This window comes from Acidovorax sp. 1608163 (assembly GCF_003669015.1).
Lineage (GTDB): Bacteria > Pseudomonadota > Gammaproteobacteria > Burkholderiales > Burkholderiaceae_C > Acidovorax.
The window spans coordinates 2,187,968-2,207,362 of record NZ_CP033069.1; the positions used below are offsets into that span (position 1 = coordinate 2,187,968).

Here is a 19,395-nt window from a genome sequence, read left to right on the forward strand (position 1 = left end):
AGTCCACCCACCATGTCTGCCTTATCGATTGCGCCTTTGACGGCGCCCCTGCGCAGTGCGTTTGCCAAAGGCCCTGTGCAACTGCCCGGGGTGTGGCTGGGTAACCAGTTGTGTGATGTCATGGCGTCCAGCGCGGTGCAGGCCACCCAGCCCACCGGCCATGCGGCGTTGGATGCGCAGTTGCCCGGCGGCGGCTGGCCTGTGGGGGCGTTGACCGAAGTGCTGCAGCCCGAGCCCAGCCGCCATGCCTGGCAACTGTTGCAGTCCGCATTGGCGCAGGCCGCGGCGGCGCGGCCAGGGGCGGTGGTGCTGGTGGCGCCACCGTTTGAGCCCTTTGCCCCCGCCTTGCAGGCCGCCGGGCTGCCGCCCGAGCGCTTATGCCAGGTGCAGCCCAGCCCCACCCAGGCAGGCGGCACGGCCACCGCTGCACTGTGGGCCACAGAGCAGGCCTTGCGCTGCCGCGATGTACTGGCCGTGGTGGCCTGGCTGCCGCAGGCGCTGCCCGAGCAGTTGCGCCGCCTGCAGCTGGCTGCTGCGCACATGGGGCAACTGTTGTGGGTGCTGCGCCCGGCCCATGCGCGCCAGCAGGCATCGCCCGCACCGCTGCGCTTGTGGGTGCAAGGTGATGTGGGCGCGCCGCTGGCGATGCAGGTGCAGGTACTCAAGCGCCGGGGGCCGCCGCTGGCGCAGCCGGTGGTGCTGCCCGGCGGCTCTGCCCGGCTGGCGCAGGTGCTGGCCGCAGCGGCGGCGCGCAGCCAACAGCGGCGGGGGCAGGGCCTGCCGGTGCCGGTGGCGGCCCCGGTGAAAGTGCCCGTGAAGGTAGTGCTGCCGGGCGATGTGGCCGCGGGATGGAAAGGGGTGGTGCATGCACTGGATCGCGTGGCCGTGCCTGCCGTCGTCTGATGCCCGCTCTGCAAGTTCTGCAGATGCGACCAGTGCTGTGGTGCCGGGCCTGCCCGGCACCGAGGCATGGTGGGCGCTGCGCTTTACCCCCCGCGTGGCCCGGGTGGACGAAGCCTTGCTGCTGGAGGTATCGACCACCGAACGCCTGTGGGGCGGCCGCGCAGCCCTGCTGGCGCAACTGCATGCCAATGCCCCGCCATGGGGGGATACGCCTAGCGGCGATACGCTGGGCGCCGATGTTGCCTGGCAGGCGGCTCAGGCAGGGCCAAAGGTGGGGGGCGCACAGGCCGCATCCATGCCCTGTGCGGCACTGTCTGCGGCACCTTTGGCCACGCCATTCACCACCCCCTTTGCCGAAGGCCCCACCGCCTTCCAGGCCTTGGCCCTGCTGCGCCTGCAACTGGCGGCAGAGGCCGGTGCGGTGGGCGGGCAGCGCACGGCGCCCCATGCACACCCTGTGCGCCACGCCATGCCCCGGCGCGTGCCGCACGACCTGCCTCTGCACACCCTGACGGCGCTGCGCCCCCATGTGGCCAGCCTGGCGCGCATGGGGTGCAACACCTGGGGCCAGTTGCGCGCCTTGCCGCGCGACGGGGTGGCCCGGCGGCTGGGGGCGGCCGCGCTGCGGGCGCTGGACTGCGCCTACGGCGAAGCCCCCCACCAGCACACCTGGCTGGAGCTGCCCGAGGTGTTTGCCCTGACGGCCGAGCTGCCCGCGCTGGCCACCTCGGCCGATGCGCTGCTGTGGTCGGCCCACGCCTTGTTGCAAGCCCTGCAGGCCTGGCTGCAGGCACGCCAGCAGGGCGTGCTGGCGCTGGAGCTGGCCTGGCACCATGACCTGCGCAAGGTAGACGGCAAGCCCGTGCCCCCCTGGCAGGCACTGCCTGTGCGCACGGCCCAGCCCACCCAGGCCCTGGCCCACCTGCGCCGTTTGCTGGCCGAGCACCTGGCCCGCACCCTGCTGGCCGCGCCCGTCAACCAGATCGCACTGCGCGCGCTGGAGACCGCGCCCATGCCGCACGCCAGCGCCAGCCTGCTGCCCCCCACAGTGCGTGACGGGCGCAGCGCGCAAGACGATGCCCGCAGCGAAAGCTGGCACCAGTGGGTGGAGCGCCTGTCGGCCCGCCTGGGGCCAGAGCAGGTGCAGTGCGTGGCCCTGGTGGCAGACCACCGGCCCGAATGCATGCAGCGCTGGCAGCCCGCCAGCCAGGCCTTGGCGCAGGGTGGGGCGGTTGCAGGCTCGCAGGGGCAGGGTGGTGGGCTGCCAGCGTCTGGGCCCTCCGCCCCCCAGGCCTCCCAGGCCCCCGACGCCAGCCTGTGGCCCACCTGGCTGCTGCGCCCGCCGCAGCGCCTGACGTTGCAGGGCAGCCGCCCGTGCTACCAGGGCCCGCTACGGCTGCTGGCAGGCCCGCACCGGCTGGAGGCGGCCTGGTGGGAGTCCGCGTTGAGCGACCCAACCGCTGATAGGGCGGATGGCCCTGACGCCGCAGGCAACGCCACCCCGTCCCATGGTCCAGCCCCTGGCCTGGTGGTGCGCGACTACTTTGTGGCCCACAACGAGCGCGCTGGGCATGTGTGGGTGTACCGCGAGCGTTTGCCCCAAACAGCCCCATCGGCCCAGGCCCCCACAGATGCAGGCATGCCCACCCGGCAAGACCGCTGGTTTTTGCACGGCATTTATGGCTGAACGCGCTGCCCACCTGCCATTGCATCCTCTGGCTGGCGAGCAGGCCGCTGCCCCCGCCCGGGCGCTGCCCGACTACGCCGAGCTGCACTGCGTCTCCAACTTCAGCTTCCAGCGCGGCGCATCGCACCCGCACGAGCTGGTGGAGCGCGCCGCCGCGCTGGGCTACCGCGCGCTGGCGCTGACGGACGAATGCTCGGTGGCGGGCGTGGTGCGCGCCCATATTCGGGCCAAGGCGCTGGGGCTGCACCTCATCGTGGGCAGCGAGTTTGCGTACCCCGGGTTTCGGCTGGTGGCGCTGGCGCGCAATGCGCAGGGCTGGGGCAACCTGTGCCAGTTCATCACCACGGCGCGGCGCAGTGCGGTCAAGGGGCATTACCAGATGGGGCCCCTGAGCGATGTGCGCCAGCTGCAAAGCTGCGAGCTGCTGCTGGTGCCCGAGCGCACGGCGCAAGATGCTATTAATTTGGTAGCTGTTAGCGCTTTATTAAAAAGCGCTAGAGCCCTATTTGGCTTGGATTTTTGGCTGGCGGTCGAGCTGCTGCTGGCCCCCGACGACGACCTGTGGCTGGCCACGCTGCAGCAGGCGGGCGCGGCGGTGGGCGTGCCGCTGGTGGCGGCGGGCGATGTGCACATGCATGTGCGCTCGCGCAAGCCGCTGCAGGACGTGATTACCGCTGTGCGCCTGGGTCGCCCCGTGGCGCAATGCGGCTTTGCGCTGCAGCCGCATGCTGAGCGGCATCTGCGCCAGCGCGTGCGGCTGGCAGGCATCTACCCGCCCGAGCTGCTGCAGGCTACGGTGCAGATTGCGCAGCGCTGCACTTTCCACTTGGACGAAATCAAGTACCAATACCCGCAAGAGGCCGTGCCCCCCGGCATGACGCCCGCCCAGGGCCTGGCCTGGCTCACCCACACAGGTGCGGAGGGCCGCTACCCCGAGGGCGTGCCGCCTGGGGTGCAGGCCCAGTTGGAGCGCGAGCTGGCGCTGATTGCAGGCTGCGAGTACGAGATGTACTTCCTGACGGTGCACGACATCGTGCGCTATGCGCGCAGCCAGGGCATCCTGTGCCAGGGGCGCGGCTCGGCGGCCAACTCGGCCGTGTGCTTTTGCCTGGGCATTACCGAGGTGGACCCCACCCGCTCGCACCTGCTGTTTGAGCGCTTCATCAGCAAAGACCGCAAGGAGCCGCCCGACATCGATGTGGACTTTGAGCACGACCGGCGCGAAGAGGTCATTCAGTACATCTACAGCAAATACGGGCGCGACCGGGCCGCCATTGCCGCCGTGGTCACCACCTACCGCACCCGCAGCGTGCTGCGCGACGTGGGCAAGGCCCTGGGCGTGCACCCGGCGGTGGTGGATGCGTTTGCCAAAGAGCACCAGTGGTTTGACAAGGAACTGGCAGGCCCCAAGCTGCAGGCCCTGGCCGCATCGCTGGGCCAGAGCCTGGGGGCGCACACCGCCGCGCTGTGGCTGGAGCTGGCGGGCGAGCTGCATGGGTTTCCGCGCCACCTGAGCCAGCATGTGGGCGGCTTTGTGCTCACGCAGGGGCCGCTGTCGCGGCTGGTGCCGATCGAAAACGCGGCCATGGACAACCGCTCCATCATCCAGTGGGACAAGGACGACCTGGACGAGATGGGCCTGATGAAGGTGGACGTGCTGGCGCTGGGCATGCTCAGCGCGCTGCGCCGCTGCTTAGACCTGCGCGCCACGCTGCGGGGTGAGCGCTGGCGGCTGGCCGACATCCCGGCCGAAGACCCGCACACCTACGACATGATCTGCGCCGCCGACACCGTGGGCGTGTTCCAGATCGAAAGCCGCGCCCAGATGAGCATGCTGCCGCGCCTGCAGCCGCGCGAGTTTTACGACCTGGTGGTGGAGGTCGCCATCGTGCGACCCGGCCCCATCCAGGGCGGCATGGTGCATCCGTATTTACAGGCGCGCGAGCGGCGGCGCCAACAGTTGCCTTTGGTGCTGGAAAAGCCCGAGTTGATCGATGCGCTGGAGCGCACGCTGGGCGTGCCGATTTTTCAGGAACAGGTGATGCAGATCGCGATGATCGCCGCCAAGTTCTCAGCCGCCGAGGCCGATGCGCTGCGCCGATCCATGGCCGCCTGGAAGCGCACGGGCGGCGTGCACAAGTTTGAGAAGCGCCTGATCGACGGCATGGTGGACAACGAATACAAGCCAGCCTTTGCCCAGGCCATCTTCCGGCAGATGCTGGGCTTTGGGGAATACGGCTTTCCAGAAAGCCACGCCCATAGCTTTGCCTTGCTGGCCTACAGCAGCAGTTGGCTCAAATGCCACGAGCCTGCGTGCTTTCTGGCGGCGCTGCTCAACTCCTTGCCCATGGGCTTCTACAGCGCCTCGCAACTGGTGCAAGACGCCCGCCGCCACGGCGTGCGCGTGCTGCCGATTGACGTGAATGCCAGCGACTGGGATTGCACCCTGGAAGGCGCACCGCAGCGGTTGCAGCCCCCCCGGCCCATCCCTGGCGTGCGGCCCGCCGCCTTGCCCCAGCCTGCGGTGCGCCTGGGGCTGCGGCTGGTCAGCGGCCTGCATGCCGATGCCGCAAAGCGCGTGCTGCAGGCCCGTGTGCAGGCGCCGCACCACCGCTTTGCCAGCACCGAAGACCTGGCCCTGCGCGCCGGGCTGGAGCGGCACGACCTGCAGGCCCTGGCCGCTGCCGACGCGCTGGCCGCCTTGTCAGGCCACCGCCGCCAGCAAATGTGGGACGCCGCCGCCCAGCACCGCGCCCCCGCGCTGCTGCGCCATGCCCCGGTCAACGAGGTGCCGCTGGAGCTGCCCCAGGCGCCAGAGGGCGAGGAGATCGTCTTCGACTACGCCGCCACGGGCCTCACCCTGCGCCGCCACCCGCTGGCCCTGCTGCGCCCACGCCTGGCACGCTGGCGGCTGCTCACGGCCTTGCAGTTGCAAACCATGCCAAATGGCTGCACGGTGCGCGCCTGCGGCATCGTCACCGTGCGCCAGCGGCCGGGCACGGCCAAGGGCACCATGTTTGTGACGCTGGAGGATGAGACCGGCCCGGTCAACGTCATCGTGTGGCCGGGTTTGATCGAGTCGTGGCGCGATGCACTGCTGAGATCACAACTGCTGGCCGTGCAGGGGGTGTGGCAATGCGCGACGGGGCCGGTGCCGCCACCGGGCGGCGGGCAGGGCGCTGCGCCCGGGGTGCCCGCCGTGCGCCACCTGGTCGCCCAGCGCTTCAAAGACCTGACCCCGCTGCTGGGCCGCCTGGGCGGGGCGCTGCACGGCAGCCGGGACTTTCATTGATGCCACAGGCCACAACAGGCCACAGGGGCGGGGCAGTCCGTGGCCTTGTTCAGTCTTTCCGCTCAGTCCTGTCGTTGGGCGCCAGCGCCAGCAGGCGGGCCAGTGCCCGGTCGTGGATGCCCATTTTCAGCAGCCCTTCGTGGGTGGCTTTGGCGTAGTCGTGCGTGGTGCCGTAGCGCCCCCGGGCCTGGGCAAAGATGCGGGTGTATTCCGGGTCGGGCAGCACGCCGGTGTGGTTGGGGCTGCGGCGCGACAAGGTGAAGGCCAGCGCGCTCACCGTGCCGTGCGGCGTCTGGCAGGGCAGCCAGCGCGGGTCGTACACGGCGTTGACCATCTCGCGCGCCCACAGGCCGGGCATCACCTCGGGCACCCGGTGCCGGTCAATGCGGAACACCATGCCCCGGCAACTGCCACCCGTCAGCAGCCCAAACACCAGCCCCGGGCATTCAGGCGTGCCCCGGTTCACACGGCTCCACATCTTCAGCGCCCGGTGCCAGCCATGCACCTTGGCCGGGCGCTGCTCGGCGTAGTCAAAGTCTGGCCGCCAGATCAGCGAGCCATAGCCAAACAGCCACAGGTCGTGCCGCGCATCCCACTGCGCCATCGTCTGGGCCAGCATGGCAGCGGGGTCGCGGCGGTGGGGGGCAGGGGCGGGCAGGGGGTCATGCAGCGAAGAAAGCAGGAACGGGGCCAGAAATCAAAGCCAACGGGGCGTGGGCCGCATTATTGGAGGACTGCGCCGAGCGTGCCGCCGCTGTGTGGGAGCCCCTGAATGCTGGTCAGCCATGGGTGGGTAATGGATTACTCCTGTATTGATAGCTGCCAGCGCTTATCTATCAAGCGCTAGAGCCGTGTTTTTATTGAAATATTGCCCAACCATGTTGCACTGCGCCATGGCGCAGCCCCAGGCGGGCCTTGCGCCACCGGCCAGCCCCTTGCGGCGCGGTATCATCCGGGCCTGTCCAGGTCGCCTGCAGCTTCCTGGGGAGCCTTTTTTTAGCGCCATTGGCGTTGTGCGCGCCGTTTTCGCCGTTGTCCTTGCCCCCAGCCCCATCTGCCTGACCCGTGCGTCTTACCTCCATCAAGCTCTCCGGCTTCAAGTCGTTCGCTGAACCCACCAACTTCATGCTGCCCGGGCAACTGGTCGGCGTGGTGGGCCCGAACGGTTGCGGCAAATCCAACATCATGGATGCGGTGCGCTGGGTGCTGGGCGAGAGCAAGGCCAGCGAGCTGCGCGGCGAGAGCATGCAGGACGTGATCTTCAGCGGCACCACCACCCGCAAGCAGGCCAGCCGCGCCAGCGTGGAGCTGGTGTTTGACAACTCCGACCACCGCGCAGGCGGCCAGTGGGGCCAATACGGCGAGGTGGCCGTGCGCCGCGTGCTCACCCGCGACGGCACCAGCAGCTATTTTCTGAACAACCAGCCCGTGCGCCGCCGCGATGTACAGGACGTGTTTTTGGGCACAGGCCTGGGGCCACGCGCCTACGCCATCATCGGGCAGGGCACCATCAGCCGCATCATCGAATCGCGCCCGGAAGAGCTGCGCCTGTTCCTCGAAGAAGCGGCCGGGGTCTCCAAATACAAAGAGCGCCGCCGCGAGACGGAAAACCGCCTGGCCGATACGCGCGAAAACCTCACGCGGGTGGAAGACATCCTGCGTGAGCTCAACGCCAACCTCGAAAAGCTGGAAAAACAGGCCGAGGTGGCTGCCAAATACAACGCACTGAACGCCGACGCCACCCTCAAGCAGCACCAGCAGTGGTTCTTGAAGCGCGCCGACGCCGAGGCCGAGCAGACCAAGGTGCGCCTCGATGGCCTGCAGGCCGTGAACGACCTCGAATCGCGCATGGCCGATCTGCGCGCGGTGGAGTCCGACCTCGAAACCATCCGCCAGGCGCACTACGCTGCAGGCGATCAAGTCAACCAGGCGCAAGGCAAGCTGTACGAGGCCACGGCCGAAGTGGGGCGGCTCGAAGCCGAAATCCGCTACGTGGTCGAAGGCCGTGTGCGTGTGGAGCAGCGCCTGGTCACCCTGGCCGAGCAGATTGCCCAGTGGCAGTCGCGCAAGGAAGAGGCCGACATCGAGCTGGAAAACCTGGCCGGTGCGGGTGTAGACGCCGAAGAGCGCGCCGAGCTGCTGGCCGCCCAGATGGAAGAGCAGGCCATGCAGCTGCCCGACCTGGAAGAAGCCCTGCGCCAGGCCCAAAGCCGCGCCAGCGAGCAGCGCGCCAGCGTGGTGCAGGTGCAGCAGCAAATTGGCGTGCTGGCCGCAGAGCAGCGCAGCATTGACGAACAAAGCCGCCAGCTTGATACCCGCTACGAGCGCCTGCGCACCGACCGCAACGCCCTGGCCGCGCCGGACGAAGCCCGCCTCATCAACCTGCGCAGCCAGCTCGAAGCCGCGCAGGAACTTGCCGAAACCACCGAAGCCCGCCTGGCCGAGCTGCAAGAAAGCGTGCCCCAGCTGGACGATGACCGCCGCGCCCGCCAGCAGGACGTGAACACCGAGAGCGCCCGCCAGACCGACCTGTCGGCCCGCATGGAAGCCCTCAAGGCACTGCAGGAAAAGGTCAAGACCGACGGCAAGCTGCGCCCCTGGCTGGCCAAGCACGGCCTTGATGGCATGCAGGGCCTGTGGAGCCGCATCCACATCGAGCCCGGCTGGGAAAACGCCCTGGAAGCCGCCCTGCGCGAACGCCTGGGCGCGCTGGAAGTAGGGCGCCTGGACATGGTGCGCGGCTTTCTCGGCTCGAACGAAAGCGATGCGCCCCCGGCCCGCCTGGCCTTCTACAGCGCCCCCGCCGCCGGTGTGCCCGAGCCCACGGGCACGCACACCCGCCTGGCAGACCTGCTGCGCATCAACGACGCCAGCCTGCGCGCCGTGCTGACCGACTGGCTGCAGGGCTGCACCATTGCCCAGACGCTGGACGAAGCCCTGAACCGCCGCGCCAGCCTGCCGCCTGGCGAAGTGATCTACGTGCCCACGGGCCATGCCGTCAGCAGCCACAGCGTGAGCTTTTACGCGCAAGACTCCGAACAATCGGGCCTGCTGGCGCGTGCCCAAGAAATTGAGCACCTGGAAAAAGAACTGCGTGCCCAGGCCCTGATTGCCGACGAATCGCGCACCGCGCTGGTCCGCGCCGAAGCCGCCTATGCCGACGCATCGCAGCGCCTGGTGGCCGCCCGCCGCGAGGCCACCGAGGCCCAAAGCCGCGCCCACGAGCTGCAGGTGGAAACCCTGCGCCTGACGCAGCTGGCCGAGCAGACCCGTGCGCGCAGCGAGCAAATTGGCGCGGACATTGCCGAGGTGGAAGCCCAGCTGGCCGACCTGCAAGAGCGCCGCGTGGCCGCCGAGGCCCGCTTTGAAGAGCTGGACATGCAACTGGCCGACAGCCAGGAGCGCGAAGCCCAGCTGGGCGACCGCGTGATCGAGACCGAGCGCAAGCTGAACGCCTGCCGCGAGCAGCAGCGCATGCTGGAGCGCCAGGTGCAAGAGGCCACCTTCTCCCAGCGCAGCCTGGAAGCGCGCCGCGCGGAGCTGAACCGCTCCATCGAAACAGCCACCCAGCAGGCCACCGCGCTCACCGACGAGCAGCAGCGTGCCCGCGATGAGCTGGCCCGCCTGTCAGACGCCGCTGCTAAGGGCGGCCTGCAGCAGGCGCTGGACTTGAAGATGGAGCGCGAAAAAGCCCTGTCCGCCCAGCGCAGCGAATACGACGACCTGACGGCCAAGCTGCGCGGCAGCGACGAGCGCCGCATGCAGCTTGAGCGTGCGCTCGACCCATTGCGCCAGCGCATCACCGATTTCCAGCTCAAGGAACAGGCCGCGCGCCTGGGCCTGGAGCAATACACCACGCTGCTGACCGACGCCCAGGCCGACCTGGAGGTCGTGGCCCAGTCCATTGCCGATGGCAATGTGCGCATGCAAGGCCTGCAAGGCGAAATCGACCGCCTGCACCGCGAGATTGCCGCGCTGGGCGCCGTCAACCTGGCCGCGCTCGATGAGCTGAACCTGGCGCGTGAGCGCAAGGTGTTCCTGGACGCGCAAACGGCCGACCTGACCGAGGCCATGAACACGCTGGAAGACGCGATCCGCAAGATCGATGGCGAAACCCGCCAGTTGCTGTCGGGCACGTTCGAGACGGTGAACGGGCACTTTGGCCGCATGTTCCCCGAGCTGTTCGGCGGCGGGCAGGCCAAGCTCATCATCACCGGCGATGAAATCCTCGACTCGGGCGTGCAGGTGATGGCGCAGCCGCCCGGCAAAAAGAACCAGACCATTCACTTGCTGTCAGGCGGTGAAAAAGCCCTCACGGCGATTGCGCTGGTGTTTGCCATCTTCCAGCTCAACCCCGCGCCGTTTTGCTTGCTGGACGAGGTGGACGCGCCGCTGGACGATGCCAACACCGAACGCTACGCCAAGCTGGTCTCCAGCATGAGCAAAAGCACCCAGTTCCTGTTCATCAGCCACAACAAGATCGCCATGGAAATGGCCGAGCAACTGATCGGCGTGACCATGCAGGAACAAGGCGTCTCGCGCATCGTGGCGGTGGACATGGAGTCCGCCCTGTCCATGGCCGATGCTTGACCATGACGGACGCACAACAAGGCTCAGTCCACCGGCCTGCCGCAAAGCAAGGCCCGTACGGCGTCCCCGCTTGTGCAAGTCCTATCGATTTGAACTGACCCCATGAACTCATCCCTGTTACTGAGTCTGGCAATCACCGGTGGGCTGGTGCTGGCGGCCATCGTGGCCTACAACGCCTGGACCCTGCACCGCAACGCACCCAAAAAAGCCCTGCCACCGGACGCCCACGGCAGCCACGCATCCACACCCGGTGCGGGCGACGCCCTGACCGAGCCCACGCTGCGCCAGGAGCCATCAATGGACGCAGACCTGGGCCCGGACGCCGTTGCCAGCTATGCGGGCCTGGACCGAGGGCCCGAACCCCACGAACACGCCGTGGACGCGGACGATGCCCTGCGCATGCCCGCCCCTTTGCCCACGCTGGAGCGCCGCCCGGGGCTGGACCCGCTGATCGACGTCATCGCTGCGTTGCAACTGGAGCACCTCGTGTCTGGCGACGCCGCACTGGTCGCCTTGCCCCCCACGCGCCGCGCGGGCAGCAAGCCCTTCGCCATTGAAGGCCTGAACGACGCCACGCAGCAGTGGGAGACCCCCGCGCCCGGCCAGCGTTACCGCAGCTTCCAGGCCGGGGTGCAACTGGCCAACCGCATGGGCGCGCTCAACGAAATCGAGTTTTCCGAATTCGTGATGAAGGCCCAAGGCTTTGCCGACGCCATCAACGCCGCCCCGGACTTCCCCGACATGCTGCAGGAAGTGGCCCGCGCCCGCGAACTGGACCAGTTCGCCAGCGACCACGACGCGCAACTCATGTTCATGCTGCGCGCCCGCCAGGCCGCCTGGAGCCCTGGCTACCTGCTGCAAAACGCCGCCCGTGTGGGCTTTGTGGTGGGCTCCATGCCCGGGCGCCTGGTGCTGCCCGCCAGCACGCCAGGCCTGCCACCCGTGCTCACCCTGGGCTACGACACGCAGGCCGCCCTGGCCGACGACCCAGACCAATCCGCCATCCGCGACATCAGCCTGAGCCTGGACGTGGCCCAGGTGCACCGCACCGAACAACCCTTTGCCCGCCTGCGCGACGTGGGCGCCTCCCTGGCCCAGGCCATGGACGGCGTGCTGTGCGACCAAAACGGCCAGCCCCTGCCCGCCATGGCCATGGACCCGATTGCCGCTGACCTGGAGCTGCTGTACGACCAGCTCGATGCGCGCGATTTGTCGGCAGGGTCGGTGCTGGCGCGGCGGTTGTTCAGTTAGGACATGAAACACCCCCTGAGCCGCCTTCGGCGTCTTCCCCCTCCAGGGGGACGACACCTTTGCTGCGGGGCGGCCCTTGCTCGGTGTCTCTGGCGCTTGCCGCGCCTTTTGCAGGCACCGTGCCTTACCAAGCCGATTGCCCATCATGACCGAGAGCTTTGACCTTTTTTCGGCTACAGCGCCCGCCAATCAAGCGCAAGCAGCTATCAATTTTGAAGCGCAAGCTGCCGTATTGCGCGCCCAGCTCAACCACTGGGCGCACCAGTACTACGTGCTGGACGAGCCCACCGTGCCCGACGCCGAATACGACCGCGTGTTCCGCGAGTTGCAGGCGCTGGAAGCGGCGCACCCGCACCTGCTGACCCCCGATTCGCCCACGCAGCGCGTGATTGGTGCGGTGATGGAGGGATTGGCCTCGGTGCGCCATGTGGTGCCCATGCTCAGCATCCACACCGAGACCGACACCGAGGCCACGGGCGCGCAGGCGTTTGATGCCCGCGTGCGGCGCGAGCTGGGGCTGAGCGAGGCCGACCCCGCCATCGAATACGTGGCTGAGCCCAAGTTTGATGGCCTGGCGATGAGCCTGCGCTACGAGCGTGGCCGCCTGGTGCAGGCCGCCACGCGCGGCGATGGCGAGGTGGGCGAGGACGTGACGCACAACATCCGCACCATCCGCCAGATCCCGTTGAGCTTGCCCGAGGGCGTGCCCCCAGTGCTAGAAGTGCGTGGCGAGGTTTACATGCGCCGGGCCGACTTTGATGCCCTGAACGAGCGCCAGCGCGAGCAGGGTGGCAAGACCTTTGTGAACCCGCGCAACGCCGCCGCGGGGGCGGTGCGCCAGCTGGATTCGAACATCACTGCCCAGCGCCCGCTGAGCTTTTTCGCCTACGGCCTGGGCGCCATCACGCCGCCTGACCAGGGCGGGCCGGTGTTTCGCACGCATTACGAGATGCTGCAGACCCTGAAATCTTGGGGGTTTCCGGTCGCAGCGCAGGTGCAGATTGCGCAAGGTGCTACGGAATTGGTAGCATTCCACCAACAGGTGGGCGCCAGCCGCGATGCATTGCCCTACGACATCGACGGCGTGGTCTACAAGGTCAACGCGCTGCAGTTGCAGCGCGACCTGGGCTTCAAGACCCGCGAGCCGCGCTGGGCCGTGGCGCACAAGTACCCCGCGCAAGAGATGGCGACCCGCATCGAGGGCATCGACATCCAGGTGGGCCGCACCGGCAAGCTCACGCCCGTGGCACGCTTGGCGCCGGTGTTTGTGGGTGGTGTGACGGTGACGAACGCCACGCTGCACAACGTGTTTGAAATCCGCAAAAAGAAGGTGCGCGTGGGCGACACGGCCATCGTGCGCCGTGCGGGCGATGTGATTCCTGAGGTGGTGGGCGTGATGGCATCCGGCCCGCGCCCAGCCTATGTCCACAACTTCCGGATGCCCCGGCAGTGCCCCATTTGCGGCAGCGAGGTGGTGCGCGAAAAGGGCGAGGCCAACCACCGCTGCACAGGCGGCCTGTTCTGTGCAGCCCAGCGCAAGGAAGCCATCCTGCACTTTGCCGCCCGCCGCGCCATGGATGTGGAGGGCCTGGGCGACAAGCTGGTGGACCAGCTGGTGGATGCCAACGTGATCCGCACGCTGCCCGACCTGTACCGTCTGGGCCTGAGCGCCCTGGTGATGCTCGAGCGCATGGCCGACCGATCCGCCCTGAACCTGCTGGCCGCGCTGGAAAAGTCCAAGCAAACCACGCTGCCGCGCTTTTTGTTTGCGCTGGGCATTCGGCATGTGGGCGAGTCCACTGCCAAAGACCTGGCCAAGCACTTTGGCACGCTCGATGCGCTGATGGGGGTGGACGCCGCATCGGCTGCCACCGAGGAGCAACTGCTGCAAGTGCCCGATGTGGGCCCCATCGTGGCGCGCAGCGTGCACACCTTCTTCCAGCAGCCCCACAACCGCGAGGTGGTGGAGCAATTGCGCGCCTGCGGCGTGACCTGGCCTGAGGGGGCACCCACCGAACGGGGCCCGCAGGTGCTGGCGGGCAAGACCATTGTGCTGACGGGCACCTTGCCCACGCTCAGCCGCGATGCGGCCAAAGACATGCTGGAAGCCGCAGGCGCCAAAGTGTCGGGCTCGGTCAGCAAAAAGACCAGCTACGTGGTGGCAGGGGAAGAGGCCGGCAGCAAGCTCGCCAAGGCCGAGGAGCTGGGCGTGCCTGTGCTGGACGAGGCAGGCATGCTGGCGCTGCTGGCCGGTGCGGGCGAGGGCGGTGCCGCGTGAGTGTGGCGGCTTATGCTGTTTGGGCCGCGATCAGACCGTGTCCACATGGCTTGGCACGCCTTGGCTGGGTAACCTGGCCCCCATGCGACGATCCCGCTAGCTCCCAACCGTTCGGGCTGAGCCTGTCGAAGCCAGGGCGCTCCTTGGCGCATCCCCTATCTCCCTCTATCGCGCAGCCCCATCCGGGTTGAACTGAACCATGCTCCGTTTTCTCTCCACATTGCGCACGGGCCTGCTGGCTGGGGCGCGCTGGGTGCTGCAAACCTTGCGCACCCTTTGGGCCCGCTTTCAGCCCCGCAGCTGGCGCACCTGGCTTTGGCTGGCGCTGGCCCTGCCGGTGCTGCTGGCGGTGTACACGCTGCTGCTCATCCCGTTCACCCCGTCGATTGCCGACATCACCAAGGCCAAGACCGAGCGGCCCGCGCAGCTCTTGTCGGTGGACGGCAAGGTGCTGGCCGAGTACCGCTGGGCCAACCGCGAATGGGTGGCGCTCAACCGTATCTCGCCCCATGTGGTCAACGCCCTGATTGCCACCGAAGACCACCGCTTTTACGAGCACTCGGGCATGGACTTCCGGCGCACAGCGTCGTCGGTGCTGCACACGCTGCGGGGCGATCCGCAGGGCGGCTCCACCATCACGCAACAGCTGGCGCGCAACCTGTTCCCGGAAGAAATCGGCCGCTCGCGCACCCTCACGCGCAAGCTCAAGGAGGCCATCACTGCCTTCAAGATCGAATGGGCGTACTCCAAGGACGAAATCCTGGAGACCTACCTCAACACCGTGCCGTTTTTGTACAACGCCTACGGCATCGAAATGGCCGCTCGCACGTATTTCGACAAGTCGGCCGACAAGCTCAATTTGCTCGAGAGTGCCACGCTGATTGGCATGCTCAAGGGCACGGCCTACTACAACCCCGTGACGCAGCCCGAGCGCGCGCAGGCGCGGCGCAACATCGTGCTGGCGCAAATGGTCAAGCGCGACAAGCTCGAACAAGACAAGCTGGCCGCCCTGCAAAAGCGCCCCCTGCGCATCGACTTTGAGCGCCAGACCGAGGCCATGGGCCTGGCCCCGCACTTTGCGCAGCAGTTGCGCAAGCAGCTCATTGCCTGGGCCGATGCCAACGGCTACAGCCTGCATGCCGATGGGCTCATCGTGCGCACCACCATCGACTCGCGCCTGCAGGCCATGGCCAACCAGGCCGTGGCGCGCCAAGGCCGCCAGTTGCAAGGCATTGCCGACAATGCCTGGTCGGCCCGCAACGGCTGGAACCCCAAGAGCGAGCTGGTGCACACGCTGGTGCGCGAGACCAACGACTACCGCAACGCGCTGGCCGAAGGCGCGCCGCCGGACGAGGCCCTCAAAACCCTGCTGGCAGACAGCCGCTTCATGGCCGCGCTGAAGCAGGAAAAGACCCGCGTGCAGGCGGGCTTCATGGCCATGGACCCGGTCACCGGCCACGTGCTGGCCTGGGTGGGCAGCCGCGACTTTGCGGCCGACCCGTTCGACCATGTGCAGGCTGCCCGCCGCCAGCCCGGCTCCACCTTCAAGCCCTTTGTGTACGGTGCGGCCTTCATGCAAGGCGCGCTGCCCACCGACGAGCTGATGGACGAGGCGGTGGAGATTCCGCTGGGCGGCAACCAGGTGTGGCGCCCCACCGATGGCGGTGCGCCCAGCAACGCCCCCATGACGCTGGCCGACGGCCTGGCCTTCTCCAAGAACACCATCACCGCCCAGGTCATGTACAAGGTGGGCCCCCAGCGTGTGGCCGAGCTGGCCCGCGCCATGGGCGTGCGCGAAAGCAAGCTCGAAGAAGTGCCATCGCTGGCCCTGGGCACCAGCCCCGTCACCCTGCGCGAAATGGTCACGGCCTACAGCAGCATTGCCAACGCAGGCCGCTACATCGAGCCGATCCTCATCACCAGCATTGAAGACCGCCACGGCAAGGTGCTGCAAACCTTTGCGCCGCCCGCACCCGAGCAGGCCATGCCTCTGCAGGCCGCGCAAACCCTGCGCAACGCCATGCGCGGCACCATCGATCGGGGCACGGGCGCGGCCCTGCGCAGCCGCTACGGCCTGCGCGCTGACTTGGCCGGCAAAACCGGCACCACGCAAGACAACACCGACGGCTGGTTCATTGCCCTGAACCCCCGTGTGGTGGCGGGTGCCTGGGTCGGCTTTAACGATGGGCGCATCACCCTGCGCAGCGACTACTGGGGCCAGGGCGCCCACAGCGCGCTGCCCATGGTGGGCGAATTTTTGCAGCAGGCCTTCCGCACCAACACCCTGGACGGCCGCGACCGCTTCATTGACGAGGAAGCCCCCAGCGTGCTGGGCGATGCCATGAACGGCGTACGCAGCTGGGTGCGCGATTTGTTTGGCCGCGATGTGCCGCCGCCGCCCGAGGTGGGGACGGACCCTGTTCCGCAGCCGTCTCAGCCCATGCCCCCTGGGGCACTGCCGCCGGTGATCCGTGATGGCGATCCGTACACACCGGGCGCATCGCCTGGCGCAATGGGAGGGCAAAGTGGTCAGGGGGGCCAGGGCGGTGCAGTGTTTGGCGGCCAGGTGCCGCTGACGCCGACCGAGGCTGCGGCCAACCCGGTGCCTGGGGTGGTGGTGCCTTCAGCTACCGAGCGGCCCGCGCGCGACGGAGACCAGTGAGGGCGCCGCCGCGCTGGTGTTGCACGCTGCGCACTTTTCAACCGCGCTGTTGATGGTGTGAGGGGGTGTACGTGTCCCTTGAACGCGTTCTATGAACTGGTGCTTTGAACAGGTTCTTAGGCCTGCACCCGATCACTGCACGTCCCTGGCTGCGGTGACCTGCCATGCAAAACACCGGGCCAGCTTTGGTGGGATGCCCGGCGCGTTCTTGCGCAGCCAAGCGCGAATGCTGGGAGCCTCGTCAGAGGCAGCACTGCCAGCCCAGGCGGTGACGTAGGCTGCGGCCTTGTCGGGTGGCTGCGGGTAGAACAAAAAGGGTTCGTCAGACACGTGGGTGTGGACGTAGACGATATGCCATGTGCCCAGCCGAAAAACCTGCCGGATGTCTTGCGGCGCCGTGGTGATTTTCTGCTGCACCTCAGGGCCCAGTTGCTGGTTGAGGTGCTGCTCTATGGCCGCTGCGTAGTTGCGCTGCTGGGCTGCCGAGAGTGACCGGTCTATGCCTGTGCAGGGAGTTGCGGCACTGGCGCAGGCATGGATCGCCAAGCCTGCCACCACCCATGCCTGTTTCACCATGATGCTATGGGTGTGGCGCATGGGCACGCGCAGCCTCTCACTCAATGTCAATGCAATGCAGCCCAAACGCGCCAGCTTTGCGGTCGGCAAAGTAGGCCTGCAGTGTTTCTTTGACGGTGCGAAAGGCTATCTCGTCCCACGGCACTTCGTCTTCGGTGAACAGGCGCGCTTCGATGGTTTCGAAGCCGGGGTTGAACTGCTCGCTGAGCAAGCTGGCGCGGTAGAAAAAGTGCACCTGTCCCACGCGGGGCACGTTCAGCACGCTGAAAAGCGGGCCCATCTCGATCTGGGCACCGGCTTCTTCGTCGGTTTCGCGGGCGGCGCCTTGGGCGGTGGTTTCGTCCAGCTCCATGAAGCCTGCGGGCAGCGTCCACTTGCCCCAACGTGGCTCGATGTTGCGCTTGCACAGCAGCACGCGGCCATCAGCCAGCACGGGCACGGTGCCGACCACATTCAGCGGGTTTTCGTAATGCACGGTGTGGCAGGCGGGGCACACGGCACGCAGCTTGGTGTCGCCATCGTCGGGCTGGCGGTACACCACGGCGGTGCCGCAGTTGCGGCAGTGTTTGATGGGGCTGCGAAAGGTCATGCGGGGATTTTGAATCAAATCGGCCCGCAGCGCTTGTTGAATAAGCGCTGCCAGCTATGAAATATGTAGTGCCATAGGCAAAGGGATGCGCTGCGCAGGCCGGCCTGGCTGCACGCATGGGGGCTGGCGTGGCGCTTCAAAATCGCTGCCAGCCCCAGGCTGGTTTACACCAGCTTCAGGCGGATGCTGCCCAGGCCGTCTACGCCACCTTCCAGCACATCGCCGGTCACTACGGCGCCCACACCTTCGGGGGTGCCGGTGTAGATGAGATCGCCGGGCTGCAGCTCCCAAGCAGTGGAGAGGTGCTCGATGGTTTCGGCAATGTTCCAAATCAGCTGGGCCACGGTGCTGCGCTGGCGGTCTGCGCCATTGACCTGCAGCCAGATGGCGGCCCGGCCCACGTCGCCCGCCTGCGCTGCGGGGGTGATGGGGCCGATGGGGGCGCTGTGGTCAAACCCTTTGCCAATGCACCAGGGGCGGCCCTGCTTTTTCATGTCGTTTTGCAGGTCGCGGCGGGTCATGTCCAGGCCCACGGCGTAACCGTAGATGTGCTGCAAGGCATCGGCTGCGGCGATGTTCTTGCCACCTTTGCCAATGGCCACCACCAGCTCGATCTCATGGTGCAGGTTGGCCGTGAGGCTGGGGTAGGGCAGGGGCGTGGTTTCGCCGGGGGCGGTGTACACGATGGCATCGGCAGGCTTCATGAAGAAGAAGGGCGGCTCGCGGCCGGTGAAGCCCATCTCTTTGGCGTGCTCTTCGTAATTGCGGCCCACGCAATAAATGCGGTGCACGGGAAACTGTGCACCACTGCCCACCACGGGCACGCTGGTGACGGCGGCCGGTTGAAATACGTAGCTCATGTCTGCCTTTCCTGGTTATTGCTGGTTGTGTGTTGAATGCGGTCTGAAAACGGTGCCAAAGCATGGGCTGCAGCCATGTCGTTTGCAAGGACTTTGCAGTGTGCCACGGGCTGCGCTGGCTTGCTGCCGCCCGAGCCTCGCAGTGGGCTTGGGCCACCGCTGTGGGCGGCTATCGCCACCAGGGTGGGGCGCTACACTCGCGCGCATGCCAAAGAGCTTCGATTTACACACCGCGCCAGGCCATCTGGTCAGGCGGGCGCACCAGCGGTCGGTGGCGCTTTTCATGGAAGAAGCCGCTGATTTTGATGTGACCCCTGTGCAGTTCGCCATCTTGCATGCGCTGCTGGAGCAGCCAGGCGAAGACCAGGTGACACTGGCTGCCCGCGTGGCGTTTGATGCGGCCACCTCGGGCTCGGTCATTGGCCGCCTGGAGGCCCGCGGCTGGGTGCGGCGCGAGCCCGACACCCAGGACCGCCGCCGCAAGCTGCTGTGGATCACCCCCGAGGGCGAAGCCGCCGTGCTGAAAATGCGCCCCGCCGCCCAGCGGGTGCAAGAGCGCCTGGTGGCACCCCTGACACCGGAAGAGCAGCGCCAGCTCAATGCATTGCTGACCAAGCTGGTGTTCAGCGGCAACCCGCTGGGGGGCAGTGCCTGCGCAACCTGATAGGCCTGCCGCCCCGCGACGGTCCACGCCACCACGCCTTCTT

General features: G+C 67.6%; 12 protein-coding genes. 8 read left to right on the forward strand and 4 right to left on the reverse strand.

The features are described 5' to 3' along the window. Window positions 1-12 precede the first annotated feature (12 nt). Genes imuA through EAG14_RS09885 form a run of 3 tightly spaced genes read left to right on the forward strand, consistent with a single transcriptional unit; the run spans window position 13 to window position 5,882 of the window. The gene (gene imuA / locus EAG14_RS09875; protein WP_121728734.1) at window positions 13-903 is read left to right on the forward strand and encodes a translesion DNA synthesis-associated protein ImuA; all 891 of its coding nucleotides are present in this window, start codon (window positions 13-15) and stop codon (window positions 901-903) included. Beyond that, entirely contained in the window at window positions 866-2,590 is a 1,725-nt protein-coding gene (locus EAG14_RS09880) for a DNA polymerase Y family protein (protein WP_121728735.1), read from the forward strand. The genes imuA and EAG14_RS09880 overlap by 38 nt, the downstream gene beginning before the upstream one ends. Then, window positions 2,583-5,882 carry an error-prone DNA polymerase gene (locus tag EAG14_RS09885; protein WP_121728736.1) on the forward strand — a complete coding sequence of 1,100 codons (3,300 nt, stop codon included), beginning with the start codon at window positions 2,583-2,585 and terminating at the stop codon, window positions 5,880-5,882. The genes EAG14_RS09880 and EAG14_RS09885 overlap by 8 nt, the downstream gene beginning before the upstream one ends. 49 nt (window positions 5,883-5,931) lie before the next feature. Here the strand turns inward: EAG14_RS09885 and EAG14_RS09890 are convergent, their stop codons facing one another. Continuing rightward, window positions 5,932-6,501: a gamma-glutamylcyclotransferase gene (locus EAG14_RS09890; RefSeq protein ID WP_121728737.1), complete on the reverse strand. Its 570-nt coding sequence runs from the start codon at window positions 6,499-6,501 to the stop codon at window positions 5,932-5,934. 446 nt (window positions 6,502-6,947) lie between these two features. Here EAG14_RS09890 and smc point away from each other — a divergent pair, with 446 nt between their 5' ends. The 4 genes from smc (at window position 6,948) to EAG14_RS09910 (ending at window position 16,663) form a co-directional block, all read left to right on the forward strand. Beyond that, window positions 6,948-10,472, forward strand: coding sequence for a chromosome segregation protein SMC (gene smc / locus EAG14_RS09895; RefSeq protein WP_121728738.1), 3,525 nt, complete (start codon window positions 6,948-6,950; stop codon window positions 10,470-10,472). 102 nt (window positions 10,473-10,574) lie between these two features. Beyond that, window positions 10,575-11,723, forward strand: coding sequence for a cell division protein FtsZ (locus tag EAG14_RS09900; RefSeq protein ID WP_121728739.1), 1,149 nt, complete (start codon window positions 10,575-10,577; stop codon window positions 11,721-11,723). A gap of 145 nt (window positions 11,724-11,868) precedes the next feature. After that, window positions 11,869-14,001: an NAD-dependent DNA ligase LigA gene (gene ligA, locus EAG14_RS09905; RefSeq protein WP_121730404.1), complete on the forward strand. Its 2,133-nt coding sequence runs from the start codon at window positions 11,869-11,871 to the stop codon at window positions 13,999-14,001. Between the two features lie 199 nt (window positions 14,002-14,200). After that, window positions 14,201-16,663 carry a penicillin-binding protein 1A gene (locus tag EAG14_RS09910; protein WP_121728740.1) on the forward strand — a complete coding sequence of 821 codons (2,463 nt, stop codon included), beginning with the start codon at window positions 14,201-14,203 and terminating at the stop codon, window positions 16,661-16,663. Window positions 16,664-16,795: 132 nt separating this feature from the next. On the opposite strand, the gene EAG14_RS09915 is transcribed toward EAG14_RS09910, so the two are convergent. The 3 genes from EAG14_RS09915 to EAG14_RS09925 form a co-directional block, all read right to left on the reverse strand. Then, entirely contained in the window at window positions 16,796-17,260 is a 465-nt protein-coding gene (locus EAG14_RS09915) for a hypothetical protein (protein ID WP_121728741.1), read from the reverse strand. Between the two features lie 16 nt (window positions 17,261-17,276). Next, window positions 17,277-17,828, reverse strand: a complete 552-nt coding sequence (locus tag EAG14_RS09920) for an NUDIX hydrolase (protein ID WP_099655540.1) — start codon at window positions 17,826-17,828, stop codon at window positions 17,277-17,279. A 164-nt stretch (window positions 17,829-17,992) separates the two neighbouring features. Beyond that, a complete protein-coding gene (locus EAG14_RS09925; protein WP_099655539.1) occupies window positions 17,993-18,688 on the reverse strand; it encodes a fumarylacetoacetate hydrolase family protein in 696 nt (231 codons plus the stop codon). 283 nt (window positions 18,689-18,971) lie between these two features. Here EAG14_RS09925 and EAG14_RS09930 point away from each other — a divergent pair, with 283 nt between their 5' ends. After that, window positions 18,972-19,352: a MarR family winged helix-turn-helix transcriptional regulator gene (locus EAG14_RS09930; RefSeq protein ID WP_240456983.1), complete on the forward strand. Its 381-nt coding sequence runs from the start codon at window positions 18,972-18,974 to the stop codon at window positions 19,350-19,352. Window positions 19,353-19,395: the final 43 nt, after the last annotated feature.

Bases quoted from the DNA above. Each gene is read 5' to 3' on its own strand.
- imuA (WP_121728734.1), top strand. From the start codon at position 13: ATGTCTGCCTTATCGATTGCGCCTTTGACGGCGCCCCTGCGCAGTGCG.
- EAG14_RS09880 (WP_121728735.1), top strand. From the start codon at position 866: ATGCACTGGATCGCGTGGCCGTGCCTGCCGTCGTCTGATGCCCGCTCT.
- EAG14_RS09925 (WP_099655539.1), bottom strand. From the start codon at position 18,688: ATGAGCTACGTATTTCAACCGGCCGCCGTCACCAGCGTGCCCGTGGTG.
- EAG14_RS09885 (WP_121728736.1), top strand. From the start codon at position 2,583: ATGGCTGAACGCGCTGCCCACCTGCCATTGCATCCTCTGGCTGGCGAG.
- EAG14_RS09900 (WP_121728739.1), top strand. From the start codon at position 10,575: ATGAACTCATCCCTGTTACTGAGTCTGGCAATCACCGGTGGGCTGGTG.
- ligA (WP_121730404.1), top strand. From the start codon at position 11,869: ATGACCGAGAGCTTTGACCTTTTTTCGGCTACAGCGCCCGCCAATCAA.
- EAG14_RS09890 (WP_121728737.1), bottom strand. From the start codon at position 6,501: ATGCTGGCCCAGACGATGGCGCAGTGGGATGCGCGGCACGACCTGTGG.
- EAG14_RS09910 (WP_121728740.1), top strand. From the start codon at position 14,201: ATGCTCCGTTTTCTCTCCACATTGCGCACGGGCCTGCTGGCTGGGGCG.
- EAG14_RS09930 (WP_240456983.1), top strand. From the start codon at position 18,972: ATGGAAGAAGCCGCTGATTTTGATGTGACCCCTGTGCAGTTCGCCATC.
- EAG14_RS09915 (WP_121728741.1), bottom strand. From the start codon at position 17,260: ATGCGCCACACCCATAGCATCATGGTGAAACAGGCATGGGTGGTGGCA.
- EAG14_RS09920 (WP_099655540.1), bottom strand. From the start codon at position 17,828: ATGACCTTTCGCAGCCCCATCAAACACTGCCGCAACTGCGGCACCGCC.